Origin of the sequence: Paraburkholderia sp. 22099 (assembly GCF_052045835.1) — a bacterium.
Classification (GTDB): Bacteria; Pseudomonadota; Gammaproteobacteria; order Burkholderiales; family Burkholderiaceae; genus Paraburkholderia; species Paraburkholderia terricola.
Genome location: NZ_JBQEPU010000029.1, coordinates 75,265 through 97,593, shown reverse-complemented (window position 1 = coordinate 97,593; position 22,329 = coordinate 75,265). Strand labels below are relative to the sequence as shown.

The 22,329-nt window shown below is 64.8% G+C and carries 19 protein-coding genes; 8 read left to right on the top strand and 11 right to left on the bottom strand.

Annotated features, from left to right (window positions below; genetic code table 11):
* The first annotated feature begins 700 nt into the window (after window positions 1-700).
* On the top strand, window positions 701-1,162 hold the full coding sequence (locus ACTJLC_RS24525) for a hypothetical protein (protein WP_083085447.1): 462 nt from the start codon (window positions 701-703) through the stop codon (window positions 1,160-1,162).
* Between the two features lie 86 nt (window positions 1,163-1,248).
* On the opposite strand, the gene ACTJLC_RS24520 is transcribed toward ACTJLC_RS24525, so the two are convergent.
* The 3 genes from ACTJLC_RS24520 to hemC are packed head-to-tail and all read right to left on the bottom strand — an operon-like array spanning window position 1,249 to window position 5,494.
* Window positions 1,249-2,439 carry a heme biosynthesis protein HemY gene (locus tag ACTJLC_RS24520; protein ID WP_310118656.1) on the bottom strand — a complete coding sequence of 397 codons (1,191 nt, stop codon included), beginning with the start codon at window positions 2,437-2,439 and terminating at the stop codon, window positions 1,249-1,251.
* A gap of 2 nt (window positions 2,440-2,441) precedes the next feature.
* Window positions 2,442-4,484, bottom strand: a complete 2,043-nt coding sequence (gene hemDX / locus ACTJLC_RS24515; protein WP_083085450.1) for a fused uroporphyrinogen-III synthase HemD/membrane protein HemX — start codon at window positions 4,482-4,484, stop codon at window positions 2,442-2,444.
* Complete coding sequence (gene hemC / locus ACTJLC_RS24510) at window positions 4,484-5,494, bottom strand: hydroxymethylbilane synthase (protein ID WP_083085452.1); 1,011 nt, start codon at window positions 5,492-5,494, stop codon at window positions 4,484-4,486. The genes hemDX and hemC overlap by 1 nt, the downstream gene beginning before the upstream one ends.
* A gap of 448 nt (window positions 5,495-5,942) precedes the next feature.
* On the opposite strand from hemC, the gene ppc reads away from it, so the two are divergent.
* Window positions 5,943-9,167, top strand: coding sequence for a phosphoenolpyruvate carboxylase (ppc, locus tag ACTJLC_RS24505; protein ID WP_310134762.1), 3,225 nt, complete (start codon window positions 5,943-5,945; stop codon window positions 9,165-9,167).
* A 125-nt stretch (window positions 9,168-9,292) separates the two neighbouring features.
* On the opposite strand, the gene ACTJLC_RS24500 is transcribed toward ppc, so the two are convergent.
* Entirely contained in the window at window positions 9,293-10,045 is a 753-nt protein-coding gene (locus ACTJLC_RS24500) for a class I SAM-dependent methyltransferase (protein WP_310134764.1), read from the bottom strand.
* Between the two features lie 151 nt (window positions 10,046-10,196).
* On the opposite strand from ACTJLC_RS24500, the gene ACTJLC_RS24495 reads away from it, so the two are divergent.
* The gene (locus ACTJLC_RS24495; protein ID WP_073430767.1) at window positions 10,197-11,009 is read left to right on the top strand and encodes a helix-turn-helix transcriptional regulator; all 813 of its coding nucleotides are present in this window, start codon (window positions 10,197-10,199) and stop codon (window positions 11,007-11,009) included.
* A gap of 133 nt (window positions 11,010-11,142) precedes the next feature.
* On the top strand, window positions 11,143-12,549 hold the full coding sequence (argH, locus tag ACTJLC_RS24490; protein ID WP_073430768.1) for an argininosuccinate lyase: 1,407 nt from the start codon (window positions 11,143-11,145) through the stop codon (window positions 12,547-12,549).
* A gap of 243 nt (window positions 12,550-12,792) precedes the next feature.
* On the opposite strand, the gene ACTJLC_RS24485 is transcribed toward argH, so the two are convergent.
* Entirely contained in the window at window positions 12,793-13,098 is a 306-nt protein-coding gene (locus ACTJLC_RS24485; RefSeq protein ID WP_073430769.1) for an NIPSNAP family protein, read from the bottom strand.
* A gap of 238 nt (window positions 13,099-13,336) precedes the next feature.
* Between ACTJLC_RS24485 and ACTJLC_RS24480 the strand changes: the two genes are divergently transcribed.
* From ACTJLC_RS24480 to ACTJLC_RS24470, 3 genes are all read left to right on the top strand, one after another.
* Entirely contained in the window at window positions 13,337-13,903 is a 567-nt protein-coding gene (locus tag ACTJLC_RS24480; RefSeq protein WP_083085463.1) for an energy transducer TonB family protein, read from the top strand.
* A gap of 521 nt (window positions 13,904-14,424) precedes the next feature.
* Complete coding sequence (locus ACTJLC_RS24475; protein WP_114162032.1) at window positions 14,425-15,732, top strand: MFS transporter; 1,308 nt, start codon at window positions 14,425-14,427, stop codon at window positions 15,730-15,732.
* Between the two features lie 91 nt (window positions 15,733-15,823).
* Window positions 15,824-16,003, top strand: a complete 180-nt coding sequence (locus tag ACTJLC_RS24470; RefSeq protein WP_083085473.1) for a hypothetical protein — start codon at window positions 15,824-15,826, stop codon at window positions 16,001-16,003.
* 88 nt (window positions 16,004-16,091) lie between these two features.
* Here ACTJLC_RS24470 and ACTJLC_RS24465 read toward each other — a convergent pair whose 3' ends face one another.
* Both ACTJLC_RS24465 and waaC read right to left on the bottom strand, forming a co-directional pair.
* Window positions 16,092-16,229, bottom strand: coding sequence for a hypothetical protein (locus ACTJLC_RS24465; protein WP_167363299.1), 138 nt, complete (start codon window positions 16,227-16,229; stop codon window positions 16,092-16,094).
* A gap of 550 nt (window positions 16,230-16,779) precedes the next feature.
* Window positions 16,780-17,784 carry a lipopolysaccharide heptosyltransferase I gene (gene waaC, locus ACTJLC_RS24460; protein ID WP_440845481.1) on the bottom strand — a complete coding sequence of 335 codons (1,005 nt, stop codon included), beginning with the start codon at window positions 17,782-17,784 and terminating at the stop codon, window positions 16,780-16,782.
* A 214-nt stretch (window positions 17,785-17,998) separates the two neighbouring features.
* On the opposite strand from waaC, the gene ACTJLC_RS24455 reads away from it, so the two are divergent.
* Window positions 17,999-19,417, top strand: coding sequence for a chloride channel protein (locus tag ACTJLC_RS24455; protein ID WP_310134771.1), 1,419 nt, complete (start codon window positions 17,999-18,001; stop codon window positions 19,415-19,417).
* Window positions 19,418-19,604: 187 nt separating this feature from the next.
* Here ACTJLC_RS24455 and ACTJLC_RS24450 read toward each other — a convergent pair whose 3' ends face one another.
* The 4 genes from ACTJLC_RS24450 to minC form a co-directional block, all read right to left on the bottom strand.
* The gene (locus tag ACTJLC_RS24450) at window positions 19,605-19,916 is read right to left on the bottom strand and encodes a YXWGXW repeat-containing protein (protein WP_073430775.1); all 312 of its coding nucleotides are present in this window, start codon (window positions 19,914-19,916) and stop codon (window positions 19,605-19,607) included.
* A gap of 361 nt (window positions 19,917-20,277) precedes the next feature.
* Window positions 20,278-20,532: a cell division topological specificity factor MinE gene (minE, locus tag ACTJLC_RS24445; protein WP_012432104.1), complete on the bottom strand. Its 255-nt coding sequence runs from the start codon at window positions 20,530-20,532 to the stop codon at window positions 20,278-20,280.
* A 14-nt stretch (window positions 20,533-20,546) separates the two neighbouring features.
* Window positions 20,547-21,362, bottom strand: a complete 816-nt coding sequence (gene minD / locus ACTJLC_RS24440) for a septum site-determining protein MinD (RefSeq protein WP_027799748.1) — start codon at window positions 21,360-21,362, stop codon at window positions 20,547-20,549.
* Between the two features lie 105 nt (window positions 21,363-21,467).
* The gene (gene minC / locus ACTJLC_RS24435; protein ID WP_440845478.1) at window positions 21,468-22,304 is read right to left on the bottom strand and encodes a septum site-determining protein MinC; all 837 of its coding nucleotides are present in this window, start codon (window positions 22,302-22,304) and stop codon (window positions 21,468-21,470) included.
* Window positions 22,305-22,329: the final 25 nt, after the last annotated feature.

Genomic DNA, 22,329 nt, shown 5'->3' with positions numbered 1-22,329 from the left:
GTCGGCATCTGCATCGCCGGCAGAAGGAACCTCACGTGATTCGCAATCTGTTCAAGGAAAAGCATGTTCGTTACGCCGCCTGAGAACATAAGGCAATATTTGATGCACCCATCAGTAACTCCACTTATTCGACTCGGATATTACTCTCATTGGAACCTCAAAAAAACCCGCTCGCCTCAGTTAGGTGCGCCGCACAGGAATTCGCGCTGAGCGCGGCCAAGCGGCGCGAGTCGAACGACTGCTGTCGACGAGTGTGAAGGGCAGCATTGGGTCGCCCCCAGTCCCCCGCATCGTTCAAAAACAGCCAACCAAACCACCACCTAAACCGCATCCGAAACCACCAGAATCCCGCACACCCACCCCGCGCCCTATCCGCCCTTATCCCTTCAGCCAACCCGAGACATTTAGCCCACCAGGTTGAATGCAACCAAGGTCGCCTCCCTTATAATTACCGAGTCGCCGGGAAACACCCAGCGACCAGGTTTGACAGCCTGACGTTCCAACCGCACACCCGCTCACGCGGGTCGTGCGTCTATCTCCGCACGTCTATATTTCTATGGGCGGGCTGTGGTGGGGGAGCCGCGAGGCTCGCCGGAATGTTGGAACGCCGGTCTGTCAACCGCATCACGTGCCCGCTCACCCCTTCCACCAAAAAGGCAAGTGTCCGGGCGATCCAAAGAAGCAACAGGGAGATCGCACCATGACCAGGTCCGTCAAAAATCAACCGGCTTCGCGTCCGCCTGTCGACGCACTTCAGTACGAAAAGCTTGCCCTTTCCGCGTTCGATCTATGCGATCGGCAGGTGGGTCAACTGGACACGTTGATCACGCTCGCGGCGTCGATAGTGAGAAATCCCGCGATCACGCGCGACGAAAGACAGCGACAAAAAACGCTCATCGAATTGCTCGTAGACACGGCAGAGCAGTATCAACAGGAACTCGAATGCGACCGTGAGCTGTTCCAGGTCATTGCTCTAGATGCGAAAGGCGTCCCGCATAGGCGCATCACGGCACATCACGCAGCGAAGTTGCTGGCCGAGGCATCGCAGAGAGGAAAACCACCTGTCGCCGAGGCGAACGCAAAAGCAAGCGCAACCGCTTCCCAGCGTAAAAGCCCATCCGCGAAAACCGCCGTCACGTTAGCCACCGCCACCGTGCAGTAACCGGCTGCCGTAAAAAGAAAGATCGAAAAAAACAATGGCCGGCAACGCCGGCCATTCAAGATGACATCCATCGCGCAACGCAACCGTCACACGATATTCATCGCCAACGCACTCTCGCGATAATGCTGGCTCGCCTTCTCCGCATCGCCGAGTTGTTCATGCAAGCGCGCCAACGCGCGATGCGAACGAATCTTCAACGTCTCGTTATCGGCGAGTTTCAGCGCGCGTTCGAGGAACGATTGCGCCTTGCCCCACAGTTGCTGATGCAGACACAAGCGGCCCAACGCGAACAGCAAGTCCGCATCTTCCGGGCGATCCTTCTGCCATGCCTCGGCCTTCTGGATCAACGGCAACGCATCGCCTCCGGCCGTGTCGGGATAACGGCGCAGCAAGCGCGCGTCCCAGTTCTGCGCGAGCGCCTCCTCGACGATCTTGCGCGCCTCCTGCGGACGATTCAGCGCCACCAGCAGTTCAGCGGCGAGATCGGCGAGACGCGGCGAATGACGCTCGGTAGGCGTGAGCGAATGCCACAACTCCAGCAGCGCATCGGCGTTATGACGCCGGTCGCGCAACAAATTCTCCGCCGCCAGTTGACGCAAACGCACCGCCACCGCCGGATGAATTGCCTCACGTTTTTCCAGCGTCTTGACGAGCTTGAGCACCTCGCCCCAGTTCTTCAACTGCTGTTGCGCGCGCAGCATGATCTGTTGCGCGTGAATCCGCCGCGCGCCCTGCGACTGCATTTCAGTGAGCGCGGTGAGCGCGCCGTCCGCGTCGCGGCCATCGGAGCGCATGTCGGCGGTAGCCATCAAACGCGCGTCCTGCCAGTCGGCTTCCTCGATCTGCGCGAGCCATTCGTCGCGCCGCGCATATTCATGCATGCGGTGCGCCGCGGTGGCCGCGATCAAGCCGGCCGCGCCCTTGTTGTCGCCGTTCGCGAGCGCATCCTTCGCGGCCTTCTCGGCACGCGAGAAACGCCCGGCGTACAGATTGCCGATCGCGTCACGCAGTGCGGCGTGCGCCTTCGCGATCCGCGAGCGCGCACGGTAAGCGGCCACCCGCTGCGGCATGCGCCAGATATTGCGGACAATGCGCAGCAGCGCGTAGAGCAGGATGAACAGCACCACCAGCCCGACCACGAACAGATTCAGCGAGATGTCGACGCGGTACGGCGGATAGATCAGCAGCACCTGCCCCGTGTCGAAGCGACCGACCACCGCCAGCACCACCGCGACGGCGAACAGCAACGCGAGCCATAAAAGTCCCCGGATCGCCATGATTAACCTCGGCTCCGGTATTGATTGACGGCTTGCAAACTCGTGTTCAGATTCGGCAGTTCAACCGCGGCCGAGCCGGCGTCCACCTGTTTGAGCAAATCGGCCACGGTCTGCGTGTTCTTCGACGAATTGTCGAAGTAGCGCGTGAGTGCGGCATCCGCCGCGTGCAAGTCGGACTTCAGCGTGGTCTGGTTGCGCGAGAGCAGCGCGAGGCGCGCCGACAGCAAGCGCATCTTCAGATTCTCGCGCACGAAGTAGCCTTGATCGGGCGCGACCAGCATCGCGTCGGCGTTGTCGATGCGGCGCACTTGTACGAGGCTCGTCAACTGCTGGCCGATGCCGCTGGAGACTTCGCGCCACCACACCTTCCAGCGCGGCTCGCCGGTGGCCGCGGCCACCTTGGCGGTGTCGGTCCACGTGGCGGCCTTCGGCGTGGCGCGAGCGATCGGCGCCTCGCCGGAAAGCGGCAAGCTGTCGACCTGATCGATCGCGTTGTCGAGCTTGATGGCGAGGCCGGTCAAGTCGGTGGAGGGCGCCGCCTTCAGCTTGTCGATGTCTTGCGCGATCGCCTTGCGCACCGCCACCACTTGCGCGTTGTCCGACGCGGCGAGTCGCGTGTCGGCGCTTTGCAGCGCGAACAGCGCGAGTTGCGTGTTGCCGGTGAGCTGCAACTGCTGGCTCGCGGCCGAGAGCATCTGGCCGACTTCGGCGAGCGTCCAGTCGTCGCGATTGCGCGCGAGATCGGCGTATTGCTGTTGCAACGCCTGGTGCGCGGCTTGCGTATCGGCGAGCTTGCCTTCGAGCTGCGCGACGTGCGCGTCCGCTTGATGAACCGTGGCGAGCGCCTGTTCGGTCTTGATGCGCAGTTCGTTGGTCTGCGTGTCGTTGGCTTGCTGGCGCTGCGCGAGTTGCTGCTCGGCGCGCTCCACCTTGCGGTTGAGCGCATAGCCGCCCACGCCCGCGGCGCAAGCAATGATCACGACGACAAACCACAGCAGCGGTCCGCTCGCGCTGCGGCGCTTTTGCGCCTCATAGGGCGTGAAGGGTTGATTCGGCGGCAACCCGCTGCTCGCGGCGGGCTGGGGTGAAGCGTTCGTGGATGCGTTCGTTTCTGTCATGCGTGATTTAGCCGGTGAGTGAGCCGGGTTGGACGGTACCGGTTTAACTGCGGAAGGTGCGGCTGCGGGTGCGGCGGCCGATGCGGCTGCAAGCAAGGCGCGAGCGATGCGCTCGTCGCCCGCGCCGGACACCGTAATGCTATCAAAACCCAATGCCCGCGCGGTCTGCGCGATACGGGGATGCGGCGTGACGAGCGCGGCGTGTTTGAGCTGCGCGAGTTCGTCGGCGGTGAGATGTTCCTGTGCGAGTTCGTGCAGATTGCGCACGCCTTCAGAACTGGTCAGCAGCCACGCATGCGGCGCGCCGGCGAGCAGTTCGTGAACGCGCGCCCATGCGCCGATCGACGGTTCCGGCACAAGTCGCCGATACGCGGCGACCGTTTCGACTTCGGCGCCCGCTTCGCGCAGACGCTCGGCCAGCCACTCTCGGCCGCCGTCGCCGCGCACGATCAGCACGCGCTTGCCTTCGAGATTCGCCGCGCCGAGCGCGGCATCGATCGCCGCGAACAGGCCCTCGGAATCGAAGCGCCCGTTGTCGTCATCGGCGCCGGAGGCCGGGCTGATCACGTTGTACGCCGGCGCGGCGACGCCGTGGCGCACCAGCGCCTGCACGCTGCCCGGCCCGACCACGCCGATCGGCAGCGCATGCGGCCAGATCGCGCCGCTTTTGGCAAACGCGTGATCGATGGCGTTCGGCGAGACGAACACGACCAGCGCATAGCGTTCGAGTGAAGCCAGCGCCGCGCGCAACGGCGCTTCGTCGGCAACGGGCGCGATGTCGATCAGCGGGAAATCCAGCGTGACGATGCCGGCCGCCGCGAGCCGCGCGGCGAGTTCGCTCGACTGACCGGCCGGCCGCGTAATCACGACCGTGAACGCCGCACGCGCGGCGGATGACGAAGTGTTGCCGAAAGTGTCGGCGGTCATCACTCGCCGGTCACCGCGCTGTCTGTCGAACCGGAGGCCGACGCGGGACCGCTCGCCGTGCTCAGCGCGCGGACGATCTCCATCGCGCCTTGCTGTTCGAGCGCGCTCGCCACTTGCTGGCCGAGCGCGATCGCGCGTTCGACGTTGGGCGCGGGCGCCGAGGCCTGCGCGCTCAACACGCGTTGCCCGTCGGGCGTGGCGACGATGCCGCGCAGATGCAGCGCGCCGTCGTGCCACATGGCATAGGCCGCGAGCGGCACCTCGCAACTGCCGCCGAGCACGCGCGACACCATGCGCTCCGCTTCGACGGCCAGCGCCGTATGTTCGTGATGCAGCGGCGCGAGCCAGGCCGCGAGGTCGGCGCGATCGGCGCGAATCTCGATGCCGAGCGCGCCCTGACCGGCGGCGGGCAAGCTGTCCTCGGGATCGAGCAGCGCGCGGATGCGCGCCTCGAGACCCAAACGCTTCAAACCGGCCGCGGCCAGAATGATCGCCGCATAGTCGCCGCGATCGAGTTTCGACAGACGCGTATCCAGATTGCCGCGCAGCGGCCGCACCACGAGGTGCGGATAGCGGATGCGCAGCATCGCCTCGCGGCGCAGGCTGGAGGTGCCGACCACCGCGCCGGCCGGCAGCGCGGCAAGCGAGCCGTAATCGTTGGAGACGAGCGCGTCGCGCGGGTCCTCGCGTTCCATGATGGTGGACAGCGCGAAGCCCGCGGGCAATTCCATCGGCACGTCCTTGAGCGAGTGCACGGCGAGGTCGGCGCGGCCGTCGGCGAGAGCGGCTTCCAGCTCCTTCACGAAGAGGCCCTTGCCGCCCACCTTCGACAAGGTGCGATCGAGAATTTGATCGCCGCGCGTCGTCATTCCGAGGATTTTTACGTCACAAGATGGATATAATTTGTGCAGCGCACATCGCACATGCTCCGCTTGCCACATGGCCAGGCGGCTCTCTCGCGACGCAATCACAAGCGTGTGGGGTGGCGTGGAAAACGTCTCGGTGTTCATTAGCTTGCTGATCGAATGACGGGGTGTAATAACAAACAATGTTAGCACGCGCCCTGGGGTCCGCCCCGGCCTCTGCCCCTGTTTCCAGCCTTATGTCATGGGGCGCGGCGGGGCGCCGTGCTGGCGCGGTATCGATGGAGGAGACGGGCCTCACGCGGCGCGCACCTGCCCCATTCCAGCCTGATCGCGCACGGTCGTTCGCGCACCGGAGCTCAGCATGCGGGATGATGCAACGCGGCGCAACGTGCCGATCGCGCAAGTGCAAGCCTCATGAAAGCAACGAGGCGCACTGCATGTCGCGCAACGCGCGGCCACCCTCTCCGCGTATCGCCATCGGCGCATACCGTTTCGCGCAGTTCAGATTGCTGTTCACGTTGCAGTTCATAGTGCAGTTCCGCAGTAGCAGTTCATCACTCAACAGACCCTGGCTTCCCTGAGGAAACCCATCGTGACGTCTTCCGGATCGGCGCGCCCTGCCCGCCGCAACACTGCATCGCCCAACGCTTGCGCGGCCGACGCCGCCACGGCCACCGCCGCTTCCACCACTACCGCCGCCGCGACATCCACCGCCGCTCAGTCGATACCGGCCAAACGCGCCCGCCACACCACGCTGGCCGCCAATACCGCTAAAACGCCGAAGGCCGCCAAAACCTCGGTGCCCGTCAAGGCGGAAAAAGCAGACAAGGCGGTGAAGACGGCCAGGACCGCCAAGGCGACGCAAGCCGCGAACGCCGCCCACGCACTGAAACCGGCCACGACGAAAGCCCCGAAGGTCAAAGCGGTGGCCAACGGCGCCGATAAAGCACCCATGCTGGAAGCCGTGTCGACCGAGACGATCGCGCCCGCGCCGAAAAACAACGGCCGCACGCGCGACGACAAAGACCATCCGCTGTTCCAGGACATCCGTTACCTCGGGCGCCTGCTCGGCGACGTGCTGCGCGAGCAGGAAGGCGACGCGGTGTTCGACGTGGTCGAAACGATTCGCCAGAACGCCGTGCGCTTTCGCCGCGAGGACGACAGCGCCGCCGCGCAGACGCTCGACAAGAAGCTGCGCTCGCTCAGCCCCGAGCAGACGGTCAGCGTGGTGCGCGCGTTCAGCTACTTCTCGCACCTCGCGAACATCGCCGAGGACCGCCACCGCAATCGCCGTCACCGGATTCACGAACTCGCCGGCTCCACCTCGCAACCGGGCACCATCGCTCACGCGCTGGAGCGGCTCGTCGAGGCGGGCGCCGCCGCGACGCCGGTATTGCAGCAGTTCTTCAACGAAGCGCTGATCATGCCCGTGCTGACCGCGCACCCCACCGAAGTGCAGCGCAAGAGCATTCTCGACGCGCAGCACGACGTCGCGCGTCTGCTCGCGGAACGCGATCAGCCGTTGACCGACCGCGAGCGCGCGCACAACGAAGCGATGCTCCGCGCGCGCGTCACGTCGCTCTGGCAAACGCGCATGCTGCGCGACTCGCGCCTGACCGTCGCCGATGAAATCGAAAACGCGCTGTCGTATTACCGCGCGACCTTCCTCGAGGAAATCCCCGCGCTCTACGCCGATATCGAAGACGCGCTCACCGAGCACGGCCTCGCCGCACGCCTGCCGCCGTTCTTCCAGATGGGCAGCTGGATCGGCGGCGACCGCGACGGCAATCCGAACGTCACCGCCGAAACGCTCGAACACGCCATCGACCGCCAGGCCGCGGTGATCTTCGAGCACTATCTGGAGCAGGTGCACAAGCTGGGCGCGGAGTTGTCGGTGTCGAACCTGCTGGCCGGCGCCAGCGACGCGCTGAAGGAACTCGCGGCCGCCTCGCCCGACCAGTCGCCGCATCGCACGGACGAGCCGTATCGCCGCGCGCTGATCGGCATGTACACGCGGCTCGCGGCAAGCGCGCGCGTGCGCCTCGGCGAAGGCAGCGTGCCGCTGCGCAGCGCGGGCCGCGGCGCGGCGCCGGTGCGCGCCAAGCCGTATGGCGACTCCGCCGAATTCGTGCGCGATCTGCACGTGCTGATCGATTCGCTCGCCGAGCATCACGGCGCGCCGCTCGCGGCCCCGCGCCTGTCGCCGCTCGCGCGCGCCGCCGAAGTGTTCGGCTTCCATCTGGCGAGCATCGACCTGCGTCAAAGCTCGGACATTCACGAAGCGGTGATCGCCGAACTGTTCAAGCGTGCCGGCGTCGAGAGCAACTACGCGGCGCTTTCCGAGGACGACAAGCTCAAGGTGCTGCTCGCCGAACTGGCCCAGCCGCGTCCGCTGCGTCTGCCGTATGCCGAGTATTCCGACCTGGTGAAGAGCGAACTCGGCGTGCTGGAAGAAGCCCGCATCACGCGCGAAAAATTCGGCGCGCGCGCGGTGCGCAACTACATCATTTCGCACACGGAGACCGTCAGCGATCTGGTCGAAGTGATGCTGCTGCAAAAGGAAACCGGCCTGCTGCGCGGGCGTCTGGGGGACGCGCACAATCCGGCGAAAGCAGGCCTGATGGTGATTCCGCTGTTCGAGACGATCCCCGACTTGCGCAACGCGCCGCACATCATGCGCGATCTGATCGCGCTGCCGGGCGTCGATGCGCTGATCGAACACCAGGGCAACGAGCAGGAAGTCATGCTCGGCTATTCGGACAGCAACAAGGACGGCGGCTTCCTCACGTCGAACTGGGAGCTGTATCGCGCCGAACTCGCGCTGGTGTCGCTCTTCAACGAACGCGGCATCACGCTGCGCCTGTTCCATGGACGCGGCGGCACCGTCGGCCGCGGCGGCGGTCCGACCTATCAGGCGATTCTGTCGCAGCCGCCGGGCACCGTCGACGGGCAGATCCGCTTGACCGAGCAAGGCGAAGTGATCGCCAGCAAGTTCGGCAATCCGGAAATCGGCCGGCGCAATCTGGAAATCGTGGTGGCCGCGACGCTCGAAGCGTCGTTGCTGCCGCATGGCAACGCGCCGGCGCAACTGCCGGTGTTCGAGGAGACCATGCAGCAATTGTCCGACGCGGCGATGGCCTCCTATCGCGCGCTGGTGTACGAAACGCCTGGCTTCAAGGAGTATTTCTTCGAGTCGACGCCGATCTCGGAGATCGCCGAACTCAACATCGGCAGCCGTCCGGCGTCGCGCAAGCTGCAAGACCCGAAGCAACGCAAAATCGAGGACCTGCGCGCGATTCCGTGGGGCTTCTCGTGGGGCCAATGCCGTTTGCTGCTGACCGGCTGGTACGGCTTCGGCAGCGCGGTGGCCGCGCATCTGGACAGCGCGCCGAGCGATGCCGAACGCACGCGCCGCCTCGCGCTGCTGAAGAAAATGTATAAGACGTGGCCGTTCTTCTCGACGCTGCTGTCGAACATGGACATGGTGCTGGCGAAAACCGACCTCGCGGTCGCGTCGCGCTATGCGCAACTCGTGTCGGACAAGAAGCTGCGCAAGCATGTGTTCGAACGGATCGTCGCGGAATGGGAGCGCACGTCGAACGCGTTGTCGGAGATTACCGGCAAGAGCGAGCGACTCGCGGAGAATCCGCTGCTCGCGCGTTCGATCAAGAATCGCTTTCCGTATCTCGATCCGTTGAATCACTTGCAAGTGGAACTGCTCAAGCGTCACCGCGCGGGCGATACCAACGCGCGCGTGCGGCGCGGGATTCACTTGTGCATCAACGGGATTGCGGCGGGGTTGCGTAATACGGGTTGAGCCCGCGTTGAGGCAGGCGGCGGCCGTTCGAGGTCGCTCGTAGCGGCGGCAATGACAAAGCCGGGTGCGAAGCAGTTCGCGCCCGGCTTTGTCGTTTGTGGAGCGGCGGCACGCTCGATGCGCTTTTAGTGCGCCTGCACCATCAGCGCGTCGAGCTTGAACGAGCCATCTTCCCGCACGTCGAAATACTCGCGCACTTCATCGGGCGAATGTGTCCACAGCGAGCGAATCGCCACCACGCGCGGTTCCGGCGTGCGCATGCGCGCCACCCACGAGCCGAACTCGATGTCGATGCGCCAACGCTCACGAATCGATGCGCTGAAACCGGCCGCTTCGAAAAACGCGATCCATTCGTCGGCGCGGTAATCGCGGATATGCGAGCCGTCGCGCAACAGTTCGACCGCCTGGATATGCGTGTCGAGCAACGGATGATCGCTGCCGGCGATGTCGACGAACAACACCTTGCCGCCCGGCTTCAACACGCGCCGCACTTCGGCGAGCGCGAGCGGCACGTCGTGCCAGTGATGCGCGCTCATCCGGCTGATCACCCAGTCGAACGAATGGTCGTCGAACGGCAGCGTTTCGGCGGCGCCCTGCCGCGTGCGGATGTTCGCGAGACCGCGCTCCTTCGCCGCGCCTTCCACCGTCGCCAGCATGGGCGGCGCGATGTCGTAGGCGACGACCTCCCTCGCGTGCGGCGCGACCGCGAAACTCGCGTGGCCCGCGCCGCAGCCCATGTCGAGCACCGTCGCGTCGGGCGTCGCCGCGATCGCTTCGGCCAGCGTCCGCAGATCGGCGCCGCTCGCATGGGTCGAACTCGTCAAATACGCGGCGGCGGTCGAGCCGAAGGCGTCGGCGACCTGATCGTGGTGCTTCATGGAAGACTCCGTTTATCCAGGTGGGGTTGCTCGGGACGGCATCGCGCCGTGCCTGCCGCTACAATAGAGCCCGCCATGTACCAGTACAAGTTAAGCAATTATTCTGGTATCGATCACACCCCCTAATGCCTCCACGCGCTGCCCGATCAGAATGACCACGCCGTCCACCGCCGACACCCCGCCGCCGCTCGACGCCACGCCAGCCCGCGCGCTCGGCGACTTCATCCGCGCTCATCGCGAACGGCTCACGCCGCAAGCGGTCGGCCTGCCGCCCGGCCCGCGCCGCCGCACGCCGGGCTTGCGGCGCGAGGAAGTCGCGCAACTGTGCGGCGTGAGCCCGACCTGGTACACGTGGATCGAGCAAGGCCGGCCGGTTTCCGCCTCCGCCGACGCGCTCGCGCGGATCGCCGTCGCGCTGCAACTGTCGCGCGCCGAGCGGGCTTATCTGTTCGAACTGGCCGCCCAGCGCGATCCGGCCGAGCCCGATCCGGCCGCCGCCGACGCGCCCGCCACGCTGCTCGAAACCGTGCAGCTAGTGAACGCGCCGGCCTACGTGCTCGACCGCCAGTGGAATGCGCTCGCCTGGAACGAGCGCGCCGCCGATCTGTTCGTCGGCTGGCTGGACGGCGCGCACGACCGCAATCTGCTGCGTTTCACCTTCACCGAGCCGGCCGCGCGCGAGCTGATCGTCGACTGGGAAACGCGCGCGCGCCGCCTCGCCGCCGAATTCCGCGCCGACTCGATCCGCCACCTGAACGACGCGCCCACGCGCGCGCTGATCGACTCGCTCAGCGCCGCCAGCGACGCGTTCGCGCGCTTCTGGGCGTCGCAAGACGTGGGCGGCCGTGAAGGCGGGCGGCGCGAGTTCAATCATCCGCGCGAAGGCCGCATCGTCTACGACCAGATCACCTTCAAACCCGCGCATCGCGAGGACCTGAAGCTGGTGGTGCTGGTGCGGGAATAGGCGAGTGTTAAAATCTTGGCCTTTGCCGGTTTCTTCGTTTCGGCGGCGCATTTAGCGTATCCGGCGTGCCTAAGGTACGTGTATCCAACCAGGCGCCGTCAGCCTCTCACCGCTCGTTCAACTGCCCAACACCATGACGTCCCAACTGCACAAAAAAGGCGAAGCCTGGTCGGCTCGCTTCTCGGAGCCGATGTCGGAACTCGTCAAACGCTACACGTCGTCGGTTTTCTTCGACAAGCGTCTTGCGCTCGTCGACATCGAAGGGTCGCTCGCGCACGCCTCGATGCTGGCCGCGCAGAAGATCATCGCCGCCGACGACCTCGCCGCGATCCAACGCGGCATGGCGCAGATCAAGGGTGAAATCGAGCGCGGCGAGTTCGAGTGGCAGCTCGATCTGGAAGACGTTCATCTGAACATCGAAGCGCGCCTGACCGCGCTGATCGGCGACGCGGGCAAGCGCCTGCACACCGGCCGCTCGCGCAACGACCAGGTCGCGACGGACATCCGCCTGTGGCTGCGCGGCGAGATCGACCGCATCGGCGGCCTGCTCACGCAATTGCGCACCGCCCTGCTCGACATGGCGGAGAAAAACGCGTCCACCATCATGCCGGGCTTCACGCATCTGCAGGTCGCGCAGCCGGTCACGTTCGGCCATCATCTGCTCGCCTACGTCGAAATGTTTTCGCGCGACGCCGAGCGCATGCTCGATTGCCGCAAGCGCGTGAACCGTCTGCCGCTCGGCGCGGCGGCGCTCGCCGGCACCAGCTATCCGATCGACCGTCACGCGGTGGCGAAAACGCTGGGCTTCGACGGCATCTGCGCGAATTCGCTCGACGCCGTCTCCGATCGCGACTTCGCGATCGAATTCACGGCCGCGTCGGCGCTGATCATGACGCACGTGTCGCGCTTCTCGGAAGAGCTCGTGCTGTGGATGAGCCCGCGCGTCGGCTTCATCGATCTGGCCGACCGCTTCTGCACCGGTTCGTCGATCATGCCGCAGAAGAAGAACCCGGACGTGCCGGAACTCGCGCGCGGCAAGACGGGCCGCGTGAACGGTCATCTGATCGCGCTGCTCACGCTGATGAAAGGCCAGCCGCTCGCGTACAACAAAGACAATCAGGAAGACAAGGAGCCGCTGTTCGACACGGTCGATACGGTAGCCGACACGCTGCGCATCTTCGCTGAAATGGTCGCCGGCATCTCGGTCAAGCCGCAAGCGATGCGCGACGCCGCGCTGCAAGGCTTCTCGACGGCAACCGATCTGGCCGACTACCTCGTCAAGCGCGGCCTGCCGTTCCGCGACGCACACGAAGCGGTCGCGCTGGCCGTGCGCGTGTGCGCGGATCGCGGCTGCGATCTGGCGGATCTGACGCTCGACGAAATGCGCGCGGAACTGCCGAACGTCGCACAACTGATCGGCGAGGACGTGTTTTCATATCTGACGCTGGAAGGTTCGGTGGCGAGCCGCAATCATCCGGGCGGCACCGCGCCGGAACAGGTGCTGGCCGCCGTGAAGGCTGCGCGGGAAGCGTTGAAGTAACGCTAGTTTCGAAGACAGGCGCCAAGCGCAAGGAAAGGCGAACTCATCGACGGGTTCGCCTTTTTCGTTTGTGCGCCGCGACGCCGGACCGATTGCGCAAGGCGCCGCACAAAAGAAAGCCCGCACGAAGCGGGCTAAATGAAAGACTTCCACCGATGCCTCCCGAAAGAGGCCATCGCAGTGTAGGCGCGTTTGCGCCATACACAAATCCGGCCAAATTTCGGCGCGTTACAGCACGCGCATTCAGCTAAAAACCGGCCGGAAAAAACTGCGTTCGTAACTGACGATACAGCGCGTTTGTTCCGCATACGCAAATGCGGCCTGGCACTCGGGATCGTCCATCGACTCGATGCGGTAAGCCTCATACGCCGCGAGCGATTCGAACGTGAACATCGCGAGCGCGACATTGTTCGTGCCTTCGGACGGCAGGAAATAGCCGTGATGCCGTCCGCCGAATTTCTCGACCAGCGGAATCCACAGCTTGCCGTAGTGCTCGAACTCTTTCAGCTTGTACGGATCGACGATGTAGCGCAAATAGCAAGTGACCATGATGTCGGTTCGTTCGGTAATGGACAGAACCGGATGGTATGTCAATTCGTGCGCGAGTTGAATCGTTCAGCCGCTTTCGCGGCATGCGACAGAACGATATGCCAGGACTTCGCGCAGCAATCCGCGAGCCCGCACCATGCCATGAACCTGCGCCGGCATACAGGGCGAACGCCAATTGAATCCTCGCGCGTTTTGGCTACCATCAACTTTAGAACAATCACTTGTCGTTGCCACGGCCATGCATACCCGCTCACGTTATCCTCGGCGCGTCACCGGATGCGTCGCTTCACACGTTTGCGCGGTGGCTGCGCCGCGCGTCTCTTCACTGCATGTGCGCGGTTCCGCCGGGGCTCGTGCGCTAACGGCGGCTTTGGCCATCGTCGTGGCCGGCTGCACGTTCACGCCGCCGCAACGTCCCGTCGTCACCACGCCGGCCGCGGCGGTCAACAGTTTGACCCTCGACCAGTATCGCGAAGCCGTCGCGAAACGCATCGTCGAACGCAATCCTTCCTATGTGCTGCGCGGCACGCCGCAAGCGATGCTGCGCTCGCTGGTGGTGGTGTCGTTCACGGTCGACCGCAACGGGCACGTGGTGCAATCGTCGGTCTATCGCAGCAACGGCGACGACGAAGCGGAGAGCACCGCGCTCGCCACCTTGCGGCGCGCGGCGCCATTCCCGGAGCCGCCCGGCAAATTGCTGAACGGCCGCGGGCAACTCGAACTGTTCGAAGACTGGCTTTTCAACGACAACGGCAAGTTCCAGTTACGCCAACTCGCGTCGCCGCAAGCGCTGACCATTGATTGAACACGCTGTCGGTATGGCAACGCGCGCACGGCAAGTCGCGCGCTGCCTTGCTGCGTGGCAGTCACGCTCGCTATAATTTTTCGATTCCCCGCGCCGGAGTCTTCCGGCATTGGCTCACGCCGCCCGCTCACCCGCCGGCGCGGCGCAAGCCCGACTGCAGCGTTGCCGCGCCATCCGCGCGCCGCCTGCTCGATGACGCTTCCCGATGCACGCACGATGCACACTCATGCGAAGCCGGATCGCGGCGATCGGTGCCGTGCATCGACCGGCCGCCTCACAGCCTGCACGCGTCGCGCACCTCGCCGGGTTATTTCCCTGGTATGGCCGCTTTCGTGGGCGAGTTTTGCCGGCTGCCGTTGTAAGCTGTTGCCGCATTGCCAGCGCCGCGCGTGGCCGCATGTCGCCTTGAACAAACCGGCGCGCGACGCGCAAGCGCATGACCCCGAAAAACCGCCGAGCGACCGCGCCAGCGTGCGACGAAGCACGGCGCCCGACGGCATCACGACACATGGAGACCCTGCATGTCCACTTCGCCGATTTCCGCGGCCCAGCCCGACGCAGCCGGGCAGAACAATAGCGCGCGAATCATCTTCGCGAGCTTCATCGGCACCGCGATCGAGTTTTACGATTTCTACGTCTACGCGACCGCCGCGGCGCTCGTCATCGGGCCGGTGTTTTTCCCGCACGGCTCGGCCACCGCGCAGGCACTGTCGGCCTTCGTCACGTTCGGCATCGCGTTCGTCGCGCGGCCGATCGGCTCGTTTCTGTTCGGCCACTTCGGCGACCGGATCGGCCGCAAGTCGACGCTGGTCGCCTCGCTGCTGGTGATGGGCGTGTCGACCACGCTGATCGGCTTCGTGCCTGGCTACGACGCGATCGGCAGCCTGGCGCCGATCCTGCTGTGCATCTTGCGCTTCGGCCAGGGCATCGGCCTCGGCGGCGAATGGGGCGGCGCGGCGTTGCTCGCCACCGAGAACGCGCCGGCCGGCAAGCGCGGCTGGTTCGGCATGTTTCCGCAACTGGGACCGTCGGTCGGCTTTCTCGCTTCCAACGGTCTGTTCTTCGCGCTGGCTTTGTCGCTCACCGACGAGCAGTTCCGCAGTTGGGGCTGGCGCGTGCCGTTCATCGTCAGCGCGGTGCTGGTCTTGCTCGGGCTGTACGTGCGTTTGAAAATCGCCGAGACGCCGGCCTTCCAGGCGGCGATCGAGCGCAAGGAGCGCGTGAAGGTGCCGATCGCCACGCTGCTCTCGCAGCACTGGCTGCCGACGCTGCTCGGCGCGCTCGCGATGGTGGTCTGCTACACGCTGTTCTACAACGCCACGACGTTTTCGCTGTCCTACGGCGTCTCCGTGCTGCATATTCCGCGGCAGACGTTCCTCGGGCTGCTGTGCATCGCCGTGGTGTTCATGGCGCTCGCCACGCCGCTGTCGGCCTGGGCGAGCGACCGCTATGGGCGCAAGCCGGTGCTGATGGTCGGCATCGTCGCGGCGATCCTGTCGGGCTTCACGATGGCGCCGCTGCTCGGCAGCGGACAGACGCAGCTCGTGCTGCTGTTCCTCGTGATCGAACTGTTCCTGATGGGCGTGACCTTCGCGCCGATGGGCGCGCTGCTGCCCGAGCTTTTCCCCACCAACGTGCGTTATACCGGCGCGGGCGTGTCGTACAACCTGGGCGGGATTCTCGGCGCATCGGTCGCGCCGTATATCGCGCAGATGCTGGCCGCGCGCGGCGGGCTGCCGTGGGTCGGCGCGTATGTGTCGATCGCGGCGGCGGTCAGCATGATCGGCGTGCTGTGCATGCGCGAGACGCGCGACACGCGGTTGATGTAACGACGCGCGCCAACGTGATTCCCCGTCTTGCGCGTCTTTTTGACTTGCCTATACTCGTTTCCAAAGACCCTAAGGCAAGCAGGGAGGCTGGATGAATATTCATCTCCACAACGCGGATATCGTGATGATCATCGCGCTGGCGCTGCTATGCGCATTATTGCTGGCGTTGCGCTTTCGCCCGGCGACCTGGAAGGGCATCGTCGTCGAGGCGCTGGCCGCGAACGCGGCGGCCGTCACGGCCGTACTCGCATTCGAAATGCTGCTGGCTTGACACGCTTCGGTGCTGCGGCGCCGCACGGGCTTCGCGCTGCATCTGAACCGCGGTTCAGAGGCGCGCGAGCCATCTTTACGCCAAACCCTTACCGATAGTAATAACCGCCGTGATGGTAATAACCGCCACCGCCGTAGTAGTAGCCAGGCGCGGGCGCGACGATGCAGCCGCCGAGTGCCGTGGCGAGCAGCGTGCCGGCGATCAGGGTGAGGATGAGGCGTTTCATGTTGTTCTCCGTCGAGTCAGATTTCATTCGAGCTGAAATCCCGAATGACCCGATTGGACACGACGACGCCCCACGCGGGCGTTGCGATTTGTAAGCGAACATCACGAAGGTGTTACACGCTCCGAACACGTGACAGCGGCGGGGGAAGATGGCCGCCGCGCGCTCACCTCGTAGGGGAACACCGCCTATACTGGTTTAAGGACGTTCCAGCGGCACGAACCCCGCCGGTGGCCGTTTCGCCGCCAGGAGTCAAGTCGGCAAGCGGCGGGTCAGCGCATTCGCGCACCATGCGCGTGCGGGCGACCCGGCAAAAGAAGTCCGCGCGGCTCATACCGCGCTCAACGAATAGCGACAGATTTAACAGGCGTGTAATGCACGGCGCCTGATCTGAACCGCCCGGCGCGATCGGCTGACTGACGGCCTATCAATGCCTTTGCGCCCGTAGTTCCCCGACGCGGGCGCTTTCTGGAGGCGTTACGCGGCAATGCCCATTCGGGCTGACTGCGCGTCGCGCCTCTATTTTTTGGCAAACGATTGCCGGACCCGGCGTTCAGGCGGTGGTCGAGCCGTGCTGTAAATCGGCGACACGCGGCTCGCCATGCACGTAGTCGATCGCCTCGAGCGCGGCGCTGATCGGCGGCACCGAATGGCCGTCGCCGATCGAGATCGAACGGAACGGCGACTCGATCCCGCAGTGCGCGGGCGACGTCGACACGAAAATCATCACCGTGCGCTTCTGCAGCGCGTGCGCAAGATGGACGAAGCCGGTGTCGGTGCCGACCACCAGCGCGCACGCGTCGATCATCTGGGCGATGCCGGTCACGCTCATTTTCGGCAAGACGGCCGAGCCCGGCACCTGCGAGGCGATTTGCTCCGCCTCGGCGCGCTCGCCTTCGGAACCCCAAGGCAGCACCACGTGGAAGCCGCGCTGCGTCAATTCACGCCCGACCGCCGCCCAATGGGTCGACGGCCACTTCTTGTCGTCCTTGGAGGTGGCATGAAAGAGCGCCGCGACCGGCGCGCTAATGGACTCGAACGGCGGCCGGGCCGGCTCGGGCAAGCGCAGGTTGTAAATGGGCGGGCCTTCGACCTCGTAGCCGAGCGCTTCACCCGTGCTGATGCGCATGCCGTGCCACGCATTGCATTTCGGACGCGGACCGAAGCGCCCGGTGTAAGCGAACGCCGCGCCGCGCTCGCCGAGGTCCTGCGACTGATAGCCGATCCGCCGCGACGAACGCGCCAGAAAGGCGATGATCGCGCTCTTGTATACGCCGTGAATGTCGATGATGAAATCGTAACGATAGGCGCGCAGTTCCGCGATCGACGCCGCGATCGCCCGGAAATCGCGCCACCGGCGCGCTTTCTTGAAGCGGCGCAACGGCGCGCAAAGCACGCGGTCGACACTCTGGCTCCATTGCACCACTTCGGCGAATGCTTCGTCGGCTGCCCAGTCAACCTGAACGCCGGGATATGCGCGTTTGATGTCGGCCACGACCGGCAACGCCTGCACGATATCGCCGAGTGAGGTGACCTTGACGATAAGGACTCGCTTCATTAATGACCTGTTGGTTGTTCGAACGTCGAGGCATTTTAGCCGACGATTGAAATGTTCCTTACCGAACGCCGCAGCGCGCCGGGCCTGGCATCACTACCGCGCATTACACGCGATGCCTTACAACCAGCCCTTTTACTCCATTTCTAAACGCTTTCACACCGTTTCGCCGATTCGGCGAGCGATATAATTTTCCCTTTTGCGCCAGCACACCGCCATGTCCAGGGCATTGCCTCCGCTTTCTTCCGCCATCGTCCGTCGCGCAAGACGTTTGTGGCGGCAATACGGCGTGTTCTGGCTCGGCGCGATCGCGGTCGGCCTCATCGCGGTGCTGTATGCGAGGCTGATCGATTGGGGCTACGGCGAATTTCGCGCGATGCAGCAACGGCACGTGTGGGCGCCGTTGCTCGTCACGCCGGCGGTCGCGGCGCTCGCCGTCTGGCTCACGCGCAAGTTCTTTCGCGGCGCCGAAGGCAGCGGCATTCCGCAAGTGATCGCCACGCTGCATGCGAAACCCGGCGAATACGGCGCGCGGCTGCTGTCGTTCAGGATTCTGTTCGGCAAGATCGCCGTGTCGTTTCTGGCGATTCTGGGCGGCTTCACGATCGGTCGCGAAGGGCCCACCGTGCAGGTGGGCGCGGCGCTGATGTTCAATCTGCGGCGGCTCTATCCGCGCTCGAACGCGCTGATCGAGCGGCAACTGGTGCTGGCCGGCGCGGCGGCGGGCTTGTCGGCGGCGTTCAATACGCCGTTGGCGGGCATCGTGTTCGCCATCGAGGAATTGACGCGCAGCTTCGAGGCGCGCGCGAGCGGCGTGTTGATCACCGCGATCATCATCGCCGGCGTGATCGCGCTCGGGCTGAACGGCAACTACACGTATTTCGGCACCATCCAGATCGGCGCGCACTTCCCCGATCTGCTCGCGCTCGCGGTGCTGCTCACGGCGATCGTCACCGGCATCGCGGGCGGCGTGTTCGGCTGGCTGCTGCTGAACACCGAGCGCTGGATTCCGGGGCCGCTGCGTCAATTGCATGGCGAGCGGCCGGTCGTGTTCGCGGCGCTGTGCGGCTTCGTGATCGCGGTGGTCGGCCTGATTTCGGGCGGCACGACCTTCGGCAGCGGCTATGCGGAAGCGCGCGGCTTGCTCGACGGACACGCGCAGTTGTCCGTGTTCTACCCATTTCTGAAGATGATCTCGATGGTCGGCTCGTATCTGCCCGGCATTCCGGGCGGCATCTTCGCGCCTTCGCTATCGATCGGCGCGGGCTTCGGCAATCTGCTGCACATGGTGTTCGGCTCGATGCAATTGCCGATGCTGATCGCGCTCGCGATGGTCGGCTATCTGGCCGCGGTCACGCAGTCGCCGATCACGTCGTTCGTGATTGTCATGGAGATGATCGACGGTCACGCGCTCGTGATCTCGCTGATGGCCACCGCGTTGATCGCAAGCCGCGTAGCGCGCTTTTTCGCGCCGCCGCTGTATGAGTCGCTGGCGGAGCGTTATAGGGCGCCGCTGCCGCAGCCGGCGCCCGCTCCTGTGCCGGAGGTGCCCGAGGTCGAGGTGCCCGGACCCGTCGCCGAGGAAATCGCCGGCGACGCGTCCGCTAACGACGACGCCGGCGCCCCGCGTCAATAGACGACTACCGCAGGCGCGCGCAGATAAACCGGCCGCGCCGGCACCACCACGCAACCGGCGAGCACGACAGTCAGTGCGGCGAGCAGAAGCAGACTCTTCTTCATCCATGGTTCCTCGGTGACCAGGCAGGCGGACGCGGCGCGGGCCGCATGACGAACACGCCGCGGCCGCCGCTCGAGCGTTCATGTCAGGCCCAGTGGCCCTGTACCCAGCGATAGTGCGGTCCGTGCGCGATCCAGTGGCCCGGCACCCAGTGATAGCCGACACGCTCGGCCTGCCAATGACCCGCGACCCACACATAGCGGCCGTGCTCCCAGCGCCAATGACCGTGATCCCACACGTAGCCGACGCGCGGCGCGGGCACCGCTTCATAACGCACCGGCGGCGGCGCCGACGGCGCGATCACGACGACTTCAGCGGCCGACGCCGATGCCACGGCGGACGCGCCGGCAGCGATCAGCACGGCATTGGCGAGCAGCAAGCGAAAGGTTTTGTTCATGTTTTCCCTCTGTGGAAAGACGCCGCACGCGGCGTTACCCGTTTAATGCGCGAGGGGACGAACACGCTGACCGTGGACGTGTTACGGCGCGGCCTGAAGTGCTACGGATTATTTCGACGCGCCGAGCGCGCGTGACGAGGCCCATGCACGCGCGCATGAACATGGACCACCGAGGGAAAAGGAACGGCGAGGCGGGAAAACGCGAAAACGGCAAGCGTGGCGATAACCACGCGGCGAAGGCGGCGGACCGGGCGCAGCCGCAGCGCAGGCCCGCGCTTCGTCACGTCAAGTCGCCACGACTCAACGAAGCGAAGCACGCGCCACCTTGAATAAAACCCCTCGCGAAACGAATCGCGACGGATCAGGCCTGCGGTATTTCGATCTTGACCTCGAGCACCTCGAGATCGTCCTGGCGCTCGAGGCTCACGCGAATATCGTCATGGGAAATCTTCACGTACTTCGAAATCACGGCCACCAGTTCGCGTTGCAACGCAGGCAGGTAATCGGCGGGCGCATGGCCGCCGGCGCGCTCGTGCGCGATGATCAACTGCAGGCGTTCCTTCGCTACCGACGCGGATTTCTTCTTCTCGCCCAGCAAAAACGAAAGAATCGACATTACGTGCGCTCCCCTTACTTGGTGCCGAAGAGGCGCTGCAGCAGCCCGGGCTTCTGGTAATCGGTAAAGCGAAGCGACTTCTGCTCGCCGAGGAAACGCGACACGACGTCTTTATAGGCTTCGGCCACATCGGTGCCGTCGAGGTGCACCGCCGGCAGACCCTGGTTCGACGCGTGCAGCACCGCTTCCGACTCGGGAATCACGCCGATCAGATCGATACGCAGAATTTCCTGGATGTCGGTCAGCGAGAGCATTTCGCCTTCGCTCACGCGCTTCGGGTTGTAGCGGGTAATCAGCAGGTGTTCCTTGATCGGCTCCTTGCTTTCGATCGCGCGCTTGGTCTTGGAGGACAGAATGCCGAGAATGCGGTCCGAGTCGCGCACCGACGAGACTTCGGGATTGGTCACGATCAGCGCTTCGTCGGCGAAATGCATTGCGAGCAGCGCGCCCGATTCGATGCCGGCCGGCGAATCGCAAACAATGTATTCGAAGTCCATCGCGATCAGATCGTTGATGACCTTCTCGACGCCTTCCATGGTCAGCGCGTCTTTGTCACGCGTTTGCGACGCCGGCAGGATGAACAGGTTCTCGCACTTCTTGTCCTTGATCAGCGCCTGGTTCAGATTGGCTTCGCCCTGGATCACGTTGATCAGGTCGTACACCACACGGCGCTCGCAGCCCATGATGAGGTCGAGGTTGCGCAGGCCGACGTCGAAGTCGATCACGGCGGTTTTGCTGCCGCGCAGTGCGAGGGCAGATGCAAAACTCGCGCTCGTGGTCGTCTTGCCCACGCCACCCTTGCCCGAAGTCACCACAATGATTTTTGCCATTACCCTTACCTTGTGTTCGTCAAATTCGTCAATTATGTGCGGCCATATTTGCCGTGAAGCGCCGCGTGCCGAAACCGTTCGGGACAGCCGCGCGCTTCACGCCGCTCAAGTGAGCCGCAGTGGTTCGATCATCAGTTTTTCGTCTTCGAGCCAGATCTGCACCGGCTTGCCGAGCACGTCGGCCGGCAGCGGGTTCTCGGTCGTTCGATAGATGCCCGCGATCGAGATCAGTTCCGGTTCGAGACACGTGCAGAAAATGCGCGCGTCGTGGTTGCCCTGCACGCCGGCCAAGGCCCGGCCGCGCAACGGCGCGTAAATATGGATGTTGCCTTCCGCGATCACTTCCGCGCCGTAGCTCACCAACCCGAGCACGACGAGGTCGCCCTTTGCATAGATGCGCTGGCCCGAGCGCAGCGGCTTGTCGACCACCATCGTTTGCGACGAAGTGGCGAGACGTACCGGCTCCGCGGCGGGCGCCGGGTCGGCTGCGGCTGCGGCTGTGGCTGCGGCTGCGGCTGCGGCTGCCGAGAACAGATCGTCCGCCGGCGTGGCGTTCGTGGCGGCATCCGGTGCCGCAGCGGATGCGTTGGCGCTTTCCTCGTCCGCGGACCTGGCGGCGGGGCCGCGGCGGTCGCGCGCTTCGAGCAGCGGCAATGCCGATTCGGCCGCCCACGCCTGCTGCGCGTTGGCGACCACGCCGACCGGGCGCATGCGCACGCTGTCGAGCAGTTGCGCGATGTCGGCGAGCGGCACGCGTTCGTTCTCCGCGAGACGGCGCACGTCGATCGCGACGACATCGTTGGCAAAAAATTCGGGGGTCGCCTCGAAGCGCCGGGTCAATTCGGCACGCATGGCGTCGAGGTCGGTTGTCTTGACCACAAACAGGAGCGTGTCGACAGAGCCGCTGCGGAGTTCGAAAAAGGGCGATTTCTTGGGCGACATAGCGTTCGGCAAAAAATTTTGCGTA